A 12,085-nucleotide genomic window follows, 5' to 3' on the forward strand; every position below is an offset into this window, starting at 1 on the left:
TTATAATATGATAATTTTATTACATCTAAAATTAAGAAATAAATGTAAATATTTAGCGTAAAAAATCAGCACATCATATATTGGTTGTAATTATAGCAAATACAATTAAAAAGTCTATCATATTTGATAGACTTTTTAATAATATACTTCTACTAAATATCATTTAAAGCTTTCATAAATGCAATGAGTGCTTTTTGTTCTGCTTCTGTTAAGTCTAAAGCATCAGTGGGTAAAGTTTGGTTATCTACTTTTAAACCAAAACCGGCCCCACCGCCTTTGTTATAAAATGTCACTACTTCTTCTAATGTTGCAAAAACACCATTGTGCATATACGGAGCTGTTTTTTCAATGTTGCGAACAGTAACTGTTTTAAACGAGTTTTTAAGTTGATGCAAATCCATATTAAAAATTTGTCTCCCTAAATCGGTGTCTAATTTTGTAACGGCAGCATTGCTTGGTATTCCTAAAACTTCTTGTTCTGATGATGAAAATCGGGGAGGAACCGTACCATTAAATAAAGGGATGAAATGACATGTAGCACATTTTCCTTTTCCTACAAAAACATTAAACCCTTGCTTTTCTTCAGCTGTTAATGCATTTTTGTTACCTTGCATGTACGCATCAAATTTTGACGAAAAAGTACTTAACGATCGTACATAGCTTGCTAACGCATTTTGAACCTGCCAACCTTCTACTTTTTTAGTATCATATATCGATTTAAAGCTTTTTGAGTAAGCAGCATCATTCTGAACCAGAGCAATAATGGTTTTCATATCGCCGTGCATTTCGTCTTTGTTTTCAATGACACTGGTGGTTAATGATTCAATATCCATTTGACGCATATCCCAAAACTGACCGTGATAAAAACCTGCATAGTTTAAAGATGGCGTGTTGCGTAATAACGGACTACCTACCAAATCTGTAGCAACTTTTAAACCATCGGTAAATGCTTTTTCAGGATTGTGGCAACTTGCACAGCTTCTATCATTGTTTTTAGAAAGTTGGGTATCGTAAAAAAGTTTTTTCCCTAAGGCAATTTTATCAGTTGACGATTGGTATTTAACATCTGGAGCTACTGCGTCTAAATCAAAAGCGTCTTTCGCGAAAATCGACGCTGCTTCGGGTTTTAGCATACTAATGCGTTTTACAAAAGGAATGTTGGCTTCAACTTGTAAACTGTGTAAGGTAACCGAAATAGGATCTAAATAAGTTGTTATGAAACTTAAATAATCAAACGTGTTTTTTTGAGGATTCTGAGCTAACTTTAATTGCGCTTTGCTTAGTAAATCGGTGGTTTTGATAAATGATTTTTGTTCTTGAAATGATGATTTATACAAATTTAAAACATCTTGAATTCCTTTTAAGGCTTCTTTTGATTCTGGAAAAAGCAAATTGCTCACAGGGGTATCGAAACCTGTAATACCTAAAGTTGTAATTTTATACATACCTAAACGTAAGGCATCAAAAATTTGAGAATCGGTTAAAGTTGATACTTCTATATTGGTTATTCCTGCGCGAATTAAATTATCAATGATACGAATTTGTTTGATCATTTCCTGTTTTTCATTAATCGCTACTTCAGGATATAAATATTCTTCAAGTACCTGAAATCCCTCAGCATCTAAAAACTTATTTTCGTCTAAATCTAACTGATCTAAAGGCGGACCATTTAATGATTTTGATGATTTTGGTAGATAATATTCTGTTGCCCATTCGGTGTTTTTAAACAATAATCTGCATTTTAAAAACTGATCTTGTAATTGTTTAGGCGTACTTCCTTTGTTGATTAAAACTTCAAATTGGTTTAATTCTTTAGATAAATCTTGAAGATTTAAAACAATATGCTCTTTGACTTTTGCTGTGGTGTTGTTTTGATATTGGGTGTTTTCTTTACACTGTGTAAATAATACGGAAAGTATAAATAAGAAAGAAAAGTATTTCATTTTATAAAATAAAGAAAACACTGGTAAAAACCAGTGTTTTGCTATTAACGTTGTACATTTTTAATTAAAACAATTTGGCCGCCTTCTTTATTAGTTTGGGTTCCAGACCCATCGGCGTTTGCAAATTCAGGTTTTTGCCAAGTGTGCGGATGTATGTTTACAGCAAAAGTTCCTGGTATTCCAACTAAGTCAGATACGTCAACCATTGCGCCATACTCCCAAGAACCAAACTTGTTTAAGTTACCTGATTGATCAAACATTTGAGACCATTCTGTATTTCCACGGTTATGTTTCATGTTTAACCAAGGTTTGTAGCTTTTAGTAGCCATACTATATTGCCAAATGTATGAATCGTGATTAGCACCTGCGTAGTAAGAATCGCCATCTTCTTGTATGTAAACATAGTTTTCGGTTACACATAAGTTATCAGGGTTAATTAAATCATTTCCTGGGTTACTATCTCCTTCAGCAATTATTTCTAATTTACCAGTAAACATATTGTTTTTATCTAAAGCTAATTTGTAAACGCGTCCCCACATAGTATAGCCATCTACAGGTGCACCACCACTAGCTTGACCAGTTGCTGTAAAATAGATTTCGTTTCCGTTACCTTTTCCTTTTCTGTAATCAACGTCTTCAACACGAGAAAAGCGTAAAGCTTTGTTTGCAATGTTGGCTGCATTAATTTCGGCACCTGTTAAGTTTTTAGCATTAGGTATTTCAACAAATTCTACATCGTAAGTGTTGTTTTTTGTCATGCTACCTTCTGTAAGGGTATTGTCTTTGCGTTTTAAAGCATATAATTTACCATTTTCTAAATCGCCACGATTAGGAGAGTAGTACATAATTAACTGCCCAGCACTTTGGTGACTTGTACTATATCCTTGATCTTCACCAATTAAAATATAGGTTCCGTTTCCAGATACATCAGCAGGTAGTGGCACAGCATTTTCCATACTTGCTTTTCCTAATGCAGGTTTAACTCGGTCTGTACGAGATCTATCGTTAACAAATCCCATTGGATCAATAGCGTGTACCATACTTTCTTCACCCGATTCACCTGCTGTTAAAAATACTGGACCAAAACCGTGTACTTTTGGTTCTACTAATGTTGCAGAGCATAAACGCGTCATACCTCCAATTCCATCAACAATATATTCTCCTTTAATTGGTTTAAAGTTTTTGTCTAAATATACACGTGAAACCGATTGTAAAATTTCATGGTTGGTAATCATAATGTAACCATCACCATTAGGGTTGCGCATAATACCACTACCATCTGGTTGTGCACCAAATACAAAGTTTGGAGATTGTTCTAATTTATCTGATGATGAAATTAACGTGAAAATTTCTAACTTATCAAAACCAGGCATACCATACACTAAGGCAGGAATGTTTGAGTGGTTTTTTAATTCAATAGCAGGTTGTGGTGTTTCTGGTGTTGGTGTTTGATCATCTACTTTTGGCTCATTAATATCATCCTGACAAGAAGTCATTAATGCCGCAGTTAATGCAAATAAAGCAATTTTGGTTGTTACATTTTTTTTCATTGTTGGCTTATTTTGTATGGTACAAACATAAAACCAACCTTGTATACTAATGTTTATGCAAATATTATGTTAAGCCTACTTTTTGTTTAACATAAAGTTAACTACGTTAATTTAAAACTACGGTAAAAAGCAGTTTTAGTTAAAGACAAGCTTTAAAAAAAGCTATTTTTGCAAAAAGATATTTTATATAACAATTATTAATAAAATTAAGCGTTATAAAAATGTATATTATTTAATATATTTGGTACACAAAAAAAATAGTTGAAATGCGAAAATCCAATCATTTTCTATATTTATCGTTTTTGTTAGGATCTTTATCTGTACAAGCGCAACAATCTCATATATATACACAAGAGAATAAAGATTTTTACGATGCCGTTAATCTTTACAATGAACAACAATATGCAGTTGCACAAATTTTGTTTGATAAAGTAAAAATCAAAAATACACATGATGAAATTCAGGCAGAAAGTGCTTATTACAGTGCTAATTGCGCTATACGTTTAGGGCAAGCGGGTGCTGAACAAAAAATCAATCAGTTTATTTATGATTATCCTACAAGTGCAAAACAATCGCAAGCATACGTAGATGTTAGTAATTTTTACTTTTTACAAGGCGATTATGAGCAATCATTAGTTTATGCTGAAAAAATTAATGAAGAAATTTTAAGTCCGGCAAATAAAGACCGATATAATTTCCAAAAAGGATATGCTTATTTTTCTAAAAAGGATATTGCTAAAGCCAATACGTTCTTGCAAAAAGTAGATTTAGAGGGAACATATGGTAATCAAGCAAAATATTATTTAGGATATTTATCGTATGAAAATAACGATTACGAACAAGCAAATGAATACTTTTCTGAGGTAGAATCGGTTGATAAATACCAAGAACGTATGGGCTACTACAAAGCCGATATGCAGTTTAAAGGAGGTAATTTTGAAAAAGCGATTGAAGAAGGTTTAGCGCAAATGCCAAAATCGTCTGAAGCAGAAAAATCAGAATTATCTAAAATTATTGGCGAAAGTTACTTTAACTTAAAGCAATATGATAAAGCTTTACCATATTTATTAGCTTATCAAGGAAAAGAGGGAAAATGGAGTAATACCGATTTTTATCAATTAGGATATTCTTACTACCAACAAAAACAATATGATAAAGCAGTATCAGAATTCAATAAAATTATAGGTGGTAAAGATGCCGTTGCACAAAACGCGTATTATCATTTAGGAGAAAGTTATTTGAATTTAAATCAAAAAACGCAGGCATTAAACGCGTTTAAAAATGCTTCTGAAATGAATTTTTCTGCTAAGATTCAAGAAGATGCCTTTGCTAATTATGCTAAACTTAGTTATGAGATTGGAAATCCGTACAAAAGCACACCTGCCGTTATTACTGATTTCTTAGAGAAATATCCAGAAACACCTTACAAACAAGAGCTTAATGATTTGTTGATTGATTCTTATATTTCTACAAAAAACTATCAAGCAGCTTTAGATGTTTTAGAGTCTAACAAAACAACGTTGAACAAACCAGCGTACCAAAAAGTAACATTTTACCGCGGTTTAGAATATTTTAACGATGGCAAATACAGTTTAGCAAACGGTATGTTTAACAAATCAATTGCTGAAAGACAAGACAATAAATTTGTGGCAAGAGCTACTTATTGGCGTGGTGAAAGTGAATATGCTTTGAATAAGTTTAATGACGCATATCAAACTTTTACAACCTTTAAACAATTACCTCAGGCACAAAATACACCCGAGTTTAAAAACGTAGAATACAATTTAGGATATGCTGCTTATAAATTAAAAAATTACAGCAATGCCAATACCCATTTCAAAAGTTTTTTAACCGTTGTTAAAGATGATGCAAAGAAAACCGATGCTACTTTACGTTTAGCCGATGGTTATTTTGTAACCAAGCAATACTGGCCAGCAATGGAAATGTATAATTCTATACTTAAATCTAATTCGGCTTATAAAGATTATGCGGCTTATCAAAAAGCAATAGCATACGGTTTTGTTGATAAAAACACGACAAAAGTAGACGAATTACAAAAATTCATCAGTGCATATCCATCGTCAAATTTAGTTGATGATGCATATTATGAATTAGGAAGTACTTATGCTAATGAAAAACAATCGGGTAAAGCTTTAGAATCATTCAATAAATTAATCAACAATTATCCGCAATCAAACTTAATTTCAAAAGCTATTTTAAGACAAGGTTTGGTGTATGTAAATGATAATCAGGAAGAAAAAGGTATTGAGCGTTTTAAAAAGGTTGTAACTGATTATCCTGGTTCTCAAGATGCTATAGAAGCGGTTCAAAACGCACGCGCAGCTTATATTGAAATAGGTAAATCGGCTGAGTTTGTTGCATGGGTTAAAAACTTAGATTTTGTTGATATTTCTACTGCCGAATTAGAGAATGATGTGTATACATCAGCAGAAAATCAAATGGCACAAAATAATAACGATAGTGCTATTAAAGGATTAAAAGAATATGTAAGCAATTATCCTAATGGTTTGCATGCAACAAAATCGTACTTTAATTTGGCTGAAATTTATTTTTCAAAAGACAATACTGCTGAAGCCAAAGCTAATTATGAAAATGTATTAAAACGAGGCAAGTCTGAATATACAGAACAATCGTTAATGCGTTTGTCTAATATGTATTTAGCTGAGAAAGATCAAACTAATGCAAAACGTGTTTTAGCGCAGTTAGAAGGCGAAGCTAGTAACGATGCTAATAAATTGTTTGCACAAGCCAATTTAATGAAAATAGCTTATGATGCTAATGATATTACAACAGCAGCTAAATATGCTAACGCTTTAAACGGAAATGCAAAAGTTGATAAACGCATTAAAGCAGATGCTACTGCAATTAGCGCACGCGTTGCTATAAAAAATGGCGATACTGCCAATGCACGTAAATTATACGAACAATTAAATACCTTAGCAACAGGTGAATTAAAAGCCGAAGCTTTGTACTACGATGCTTATTTTAAACATGTTGATAAAAAGTACGATGCTTCTAATAAAATAGTCGAAAAAGTAGTAAAAGACTATTCTGCCTACAAATATTACAATGCCAAAAGTTTGGTTTTATTGGCTAAAAACTTCTATCAATTAAAAGATAGTTATCAGGCTACCTATGTTTTAGAAAACGTAATTTCTAATGCAACCGATTTTTCAGATGTTGTAACAGAAGCTAAAGCCGAATTAGCAAAAATAAAATCAGAAGAGGCAAAACGTAATTCATCTGTAAAATAAATTGGTTATGAAAAAGTACTTATATAGTATCACAATAGTTGCAGCTTTATTTGCGCAACAAACAAATGCACAAGAAGACAAGAATAAAAAGAAAGATACGGTAGGAACCGAGGTTGTAAATGTAACATCAGATTATCAAGCTACTTTAAATGATGCTTTTAAAATAAATGATAATCCTTTGGTTGATGATGAAGAAACCAATCAGAAAAAAGCAGTTAAATACACTATTTTTTCAGTTCCTGTGGCATCTACATTTGCTCCTGCAAAAGGAGAGGCTGCTAAAGTAGATAATGATTCATTGGCTAATTTTTACCGCAATTACGCCTTGTTTGGGTACGGTAATTACAATACCATTCGTGGTGAGTTGGGTATCGTAGAGCAAATTGGGTCTAATAACATGTACGTTGGCGGTTTGTTGAAACACATTTCTTCTGGTGGAGGAATTAGCGATGTAAAATTAGATGATGCTTACAGCAAATCAAATTTAGATTTTACTTTTGGTCAGCGTAATGAAAACAATCAATGGAATGCTCAGTTTGGTGCTATGACATCTAAATACAACTGGTACGGTACACCAGAAGATTTTTACGTGTCTAATTTTAATTTTGATTTGGTAGATCCGCTTCAAAAATACAACGATGTTCATGTATCAGCAGGTTATGAAAGTTATATTGGAGCTTTAGAAAAGGTAGATATATCTTACAAAAATTTCTGGGATGATTACAGTTCAAAAGAAAGTCGATTCATATTTGCGCCAAAGTTTAATATCGAATTGCCAAATCAAACAGTTCATGTAAATTTTGAAGCCGATTATTTAAACACTCAGTTTGCAAATAATGGTATTGATAATGTGCAAGATAAATACAGTTATTTAAATTTATCAGTTAACCCAAGTATTAAATTTTTTGATAGCAATTACTCATTAGAACTTGGTGCTGGTTTAACATACATTATGGGTAAAGACAAAGGAGTAGAAGATAACTCGGTGTTTATTTATCCGCAAGTAAAAGGTAATGTAGATTTAGTTCCAGGTATTGTGCAAGCGTATGCGGGTGCAGTTGGTGGTGTAACGCAAAACTCATATGCTGATTTAGCCGAAGAAAATCCGTTTATTGCACCAACATTAGAATTAAGACCAACCAAAACGTTGTTTGATTTGTATGCCGGATTAAAAGGTAAATTGTATCATAATATGTCTTACAACATTCGTGCAAGTTATAAAACGCAAGATGATAAGGCTATGTTTACCATCAATCCGTATGACATCAGTTTAGAAAATAAACAAGGATATCAATACGGAAACTCGTTTGGTTTGTTGTATGATAAAGTAAATACTTTAAATTTCTTTGGTGAGCTACGTTTTGATTTTGGTGAAACAGTTAAACTTGGTTTATCAGGAGAATACAATAATTACAGTGGCGAAATTTATAAAAATGCCTACCATTTACCGCAAGGGAAATTAAGTGCTAATATTTTATACAATATTAACAAGCAATGGTTTGCAGACGTTAATGTAGCTTACGTAGGACAGCGTTTTGAGTATGTTGCTGATAAAGTTGTAAACGGAGTTACAACCGTTTTTGATGATAAAGAAATTGGTGATTATACTGATTTAAATGCAACAGTAGGTTTTAGACCAACAGCTCAATGGACTGTTTTCTTAAAAGGTAACAACTTGTTAAATAAAAACTATTACCGCTTTAACCAATACCAAGTACAAGGCATTCAAGTATTAGGTGGTGCAATGTATAAGTTCGATTTTTAGTTTTAAATAAATAACTATTTTATAAAAGCTCTTTAATTAGAGCTTTTTTTAATTTCATGAACAGAAAAGAAGTAAAACAAAAGGCAGTAGATTATTTAACCAATCAAATACAAATCACTCAAAAACATATTACTGATTTAGCCACTGATGCTCAAAACGATGCTAAAAGTTCTGCTGGTGATAAGCACGAAACAGGTTTGGCAATGATGCATTTAGAGCAGGAAAAATTAAACGTGAAGCTGTCTGAATTGATTAACATGTTACAACAAGCACAAAAACTGCCCGAAGTAAAACAAATGGATAAAGTAACACTAGGATCCGTTATAAAAACAGACAAAGCAATTTTTTATGTAAGTGTTGCAATTCCTGCTTTAAAAGTTCAAAATCAAACAGTTATTTGCATTTCTCCTGTAGCACCTTTAATGCAAGTTTTACAAAATGGCAAACAAGGAGATGAAATAGTGTTTAATAAAATTTCCTATCAAATTCAGCAAATTTTCTAGTTTTTCAACGCTAAAGTGTTAATAACTTAAAACGGAATAAAGCGGTTTAAACTAGCTAATTTCGGTTAAAATTCGTATATTTGTAGTTTAAGATAATATTTAGGTTAATTATTATTATGAGTGAAGAAGTAAAGAAAAGTTCGTATTCTGCCGATAGTATTCAGGCATTAGAAGGGATGGAGCATGTGCGCATGCGTCCTTCAATGTATATTGGCGATGTTGGTGTACGTGGTTTACACCATTTGGTATACGAAGTTGTAGATAACTCTATTGATGAGGCATTGGCTGGTTACTGTGATTCTATTCAAGTAATCATCAATCAAGATAATTCTATTTCTGTACAAGATAATGGTCGTGGTATTCCTGTAGATATGCACAAAAAAGAAGGTGTTTCTGCGTTAGAGGTAGTAATGACTAAAATTGGTGCAGGTGGTAAATTTGATAAAGATTCTTACAAAGTATCTGGTGGTTTACACGGGGTAGGTGTATCGTGTGTAAATGCATTATCAGATCATTTACGTGCAGAAGTTCACCGCGATGGTAAAATTTGGGAACAAGAATATGAGCGTGGTAAACCAGTTTATCCTGCACGCCCAATTGGCGAAACAAATATTAGTGGTACCAAAGTAACTTTTAGACCTGATGCTAGTATTTTTACACAAACTTTAGAGTATTCTTATGATACGTTAGCGTCTCGTTTACGTGAATTATCGTTCTTAAATAAAGGAATTACCATTACTTTGACTGATTTACGTGTTGTAGATGAAAATGGTCAAGCAAAGAATGAAGTTTTCCATTCAACAGAAGGTTTAAAAGAATACATCCGTTTCTTAGATGGTAACCGTGTGCCTATTATTAGCCACGTTATCAGCATGGAAAATGAAAAAGGAGAAATTCCTGTTGAAGTAGCTTTAATTTACAACGATAGTTATTCTGAGAATATTTTTTCGTACGTAAATAACATCAACACACACGAAGGAGGAACGCATTTACAAGGTTTCCGTATGGGGTTAACACGTACGTTGAAAAAATATGCCGACGCTTCAGGATTGTTAGATAAATTAAAATTTGAAATTGCTGGGGATGATTTCCGCGAAGGTTTAACCGCTATTGTTTCAGTTAAAGTGATGGAACCTCAGTTTGAAGGACAAACCAAAACCAAATTAGGTAACCGTGAGGTAGTTTCTCCAGTATCGCAAGCTGTTGCAGATATGCTAGAGGCGTATTTGGAAGAAAATCCAAACGATGCTAAAATCATCATTCAAAAGGTAATTTTAGCTGCTCAGGCGCGTCATGCTGCTAAAAAGGCTCGTGAAATGGTGCAACGTAAAACGGTAATGAGTGGTGGTGGTTTGCCAGGTAAATTGTCAGATTGTTCTGAACAAGATCCTGAAAAATGTGAGATTTTCTTTGTCGAGGGAGACTCGGCGGGTGGAACTGCTAAACAAGGTCGCGATCGTAACTTTCAAGCCATTATGCCTTTACGTGGAAAGATTTTGAACGTTGAAAAAGCAATGGGACACAAAGTTTTTGAAAACGAAGAAATTAGAAATATCTTCACAGCTTTAGGAGTAACCGTTGGTACAGAGGAAGATAGTAAAGCATTAAATTTAACTAAATTACGTTATCATAAAGTAGTTATTATGTGTGATGCCGATGTTGATGGTAGCCACATTGCCACTTTAATTCTTACATTCTTGTTCCGTTATATGCGTGCTTTAATTGAAAATGGATATGTTTATATTGCCACACCACCTTTATATATGGTGAAAAAAGGTACTAAAAAACAATATGCTTGGAACGATGAAGAACGTTTGTCATTAATGGAACAAATGGGACAAGGAGCTTCGGTACAACGTTATAAAGGTTTAGGAGAAATGAATGCAGAACAATTATGGGAAACAACCATGAATCCTGAGCATAGAACATTACGTCAAATTACCATTGATAGCTTGCCAGAAGCAGATAGAGTTTTCTCTATGTTAATGGGTGATGAAGTGCCACCACGAAGAGAATTCATTGAGAAAAATGCCGTTTACGCAAAAATCGATGCTTAATTATAAAAAACGTCCAAATACATATTTGGACGTTTTTATTTTAACTAAACATGAAAGTAATTATTCAATGTATTTTGGCTTTAGATCTTTATAACAATTATCTATAATTTTTTTTAACCTTTTCTGTGTATTTGATCTTCTAACCCAAACAGGATATTGCTTTAAATCCATTTGTTTAACTTTAGAGATAATTTGTTCAAAAGAGTATTGTTTCATAAAACATTCTTTTAAAAAATTGCTGATTAATATATTCCACTCTGCTTTATTTCCCCAATAATGTCCCACTACATTTGTTGAAGGTAATAGCTTAGAAAAATTATTTAAAGAAATTGAAAAAGCAAATTGTTCTATAAGTCGTCTGGTTACGTTATTGGCACATAATTCGTCATTTACATCCAAAGTTAGTTTTAAACATTGCAAATGTTTATTTGAAATACCTATTAAACCAGCATTCCACATACAAGTATTTTCATCTATTTTAATACCTGAATATGTTTTTTTCTTCATTTGATTCCACATCAATTTTTCTGTCTTTGTGGTTAATTTAGATAATTTACCTTCATTTACATGCATATAATTTTCACCTTGCAGCAAACCTTTTTTTAATATTTCAATACTGTTATAAAAGAAAGTATCACCATCTAAATACAAAATAGAATCGGATGGATATTTTTGAGCAATTAATTCTAACGCTTTAATTTTTACACGCCAAAAAAACTGATATTTTCCTTCCCATTCTTTAATTATAGCTCTATTTATTGATATTACTTCTATTTTATCTCCAAAAAAATCGAATAATGAAGTGTTTTCTGCAATAACTATAATTTTATCATCATTTGTTTTATGTAAAAATGCTGTATATATAGAAAAATATACTTGTTGATAATTATCTAAATTATCTCCAAAAACCAAATACACTATATTCATAATATCTATTTGTAAGCGAAATATAAATCTTAAAATAATAGTCAAAAATACTGATAATTTAGTCA

General features: G+C 32.4%; 7 protein-coding genes. 4 read left to right on the forward strand and 3 right to left on the reverse strand.

Features of this window, described 5'->3' with window-relative positions; genetic code table 11:
* Nucleotides 1-152 precede the first annotated feature (152 nt).
* Together H1R17_RS09140 and H1R17_RS09145 are read right to left on the reverse strand one after the other, a co-directional pair.
* Complete coding sequence (locus H1R17_RS09140) at nt 153-1,943, reverse strand: cytochrome-c peroxidase (protein WP_220458691.1); 1,791 nt, start codon at nt 1,941-1,943, stop codon at nt 153-155.
* A gap of 44 nt (nt 1,944-1,987) precedes the next feature.
* The gene (locus H1R17_RS09145; RefSeq protein WP_163433042.1) at nt 1,988-3,493 is read right to left on the reverse strand and encodes a hypothetical protein; all 1,506 of its coding nucleotides are present in this window, start codon (nt 3,491-3,493) and stop codon (nt 1,988-1,990) included.
* A 266-nt stretch (nt 3,494-3,759) separates the two neighbouring features.
* On the opposite strand from H1R17_RS09145, the gene H1R17_RS09150 reads away from it, so the two are divergent.
* From H1R17_RS09150 to gyrB, 4 genes are all read left to right on the forward strand, one after another.
* Nucleotides 3,760-6,768, forward strand: coding sequence for a tetratricopeptide repeat protein (locus H1R17_RS09150; RefSeq protein ID WP_163433041.1), 3,009 nt, complete (start codon nt 3,760-3,762; stop codon nt 6,766-6,768).
* Nucleotides 6,769-6,775: 7 nt separating this feature from the next.
* Nucleotides 6,776-8,533: a TonB-dependent receptor gene (locus H1R17_RS09155; RefSeq protein ID WP_163433040.1), complete on the forward strand. Its 1,758-nt coding sequence runs from the start codon at nt 6,776-6,778 to the stop codon at nt 8,531-8,533.
* 56 nt (nt 8,534-8,589) lie between these two features.
* Complete coding sequence (locus H1R17_RS09160) at nt 8,590-9,036, forward strand: hypothetical protein (protein ID WP_163433039.1); 447 nt, start codon at nt 8,590-8,592, stop codon at nt 9,034-9,036.
* Between the two features lie 116 nt (nt 9,037-9,152).
* Nucleotides 9,153-11,093: a DNA topoisomerase (ATP-hydrolyzing) subunit B gene (gene gyrB, locus H1R17_RS09165; RefSeq protein WP_163433038.1), complete on the forward strand. Its 1,941-nt coding sequence runs from the start codon at nt 9,153-9,155 to the stop codon at nt 11,091-11,093.
* Between the two features lie 60 nt (nt 11,094-11,153).
* Here gyrB and H1R17_RS09170 read toward each other — a convergent pair whose 3' ends face one another.
* Nucleotides 11,154-12,020 (reverse strand): hypothetical protein, encoded by an 867-nt coding sequence (locus H1R17_RS09170; RefSeq protein ID WP_163433037.1) that lies wholly within the window; start codon nt 12,018-12,020, stop codon nt 11,154-11,156.
* Nucleotides 12,021-12,085 lie beyond the last annotated feature (65 nt).

This window comes from Flavobacterium sp. xlx-214, assembly GCF_013874595.1.
Taxonomy (GTDB): domain Bacteria; phylum Bacteroidota; class Bacteroidia; order Flavobacteriales; family Flavobacteriaceae; genus Flavobacterium.

Bases quoted from the DNA above. Each gene is read 5' to 3' on its own strand.
- H1R17_RS09140 (WP_220458691.1), bottom strand. From the start codon at position 1,943: ATGAAATACTTTTCTTTCTTATTTATACTTTCCGTATTATTTACACAG.
- H1R17_RS09145 (WP_163433042.1), bottom strand. From the start codon at position 3,493: ATGAAAAAAAATGTAACAACCAAAATTGCTTTATTTGCATTAACTGCG.
- H1R17_RS09150 (WP_163433041.1), top strand. From the start codon at position 3,760: ATGCGAAAATCCAATCATTTTCTATATTTATCGTTTTTGTTAGGATCT.
- H1R17_RS09155 (WP_163433040.1), top strand. From the start codon at position 6,776: ATGAAAAAGTACTTATATAGTATCACAATAGTTGCAGCTTTATTTGCG.
- H1R17_RS09160 (WP_163433039.1), top strand. From the start codon at position 8,590: ATGAACAGAAAAGAAGTAAAACAAAAGGCAGTAGATTATTTAACCAAT.
- gyrB (WP_163433038.1), top strand. From the start codon at position 9,153: ATGAGTGAAGAAGTAAAGAAAAGTTCGTATTCTGCCGATAGTATTCAG.
- H1R17_RS09170 (WP_163433037.1), bottom strand. From the start codon at position 12,020: ATGAATATAGTGTATTTGGTTTTTGGAGATAATTTAGATAATTATCAA.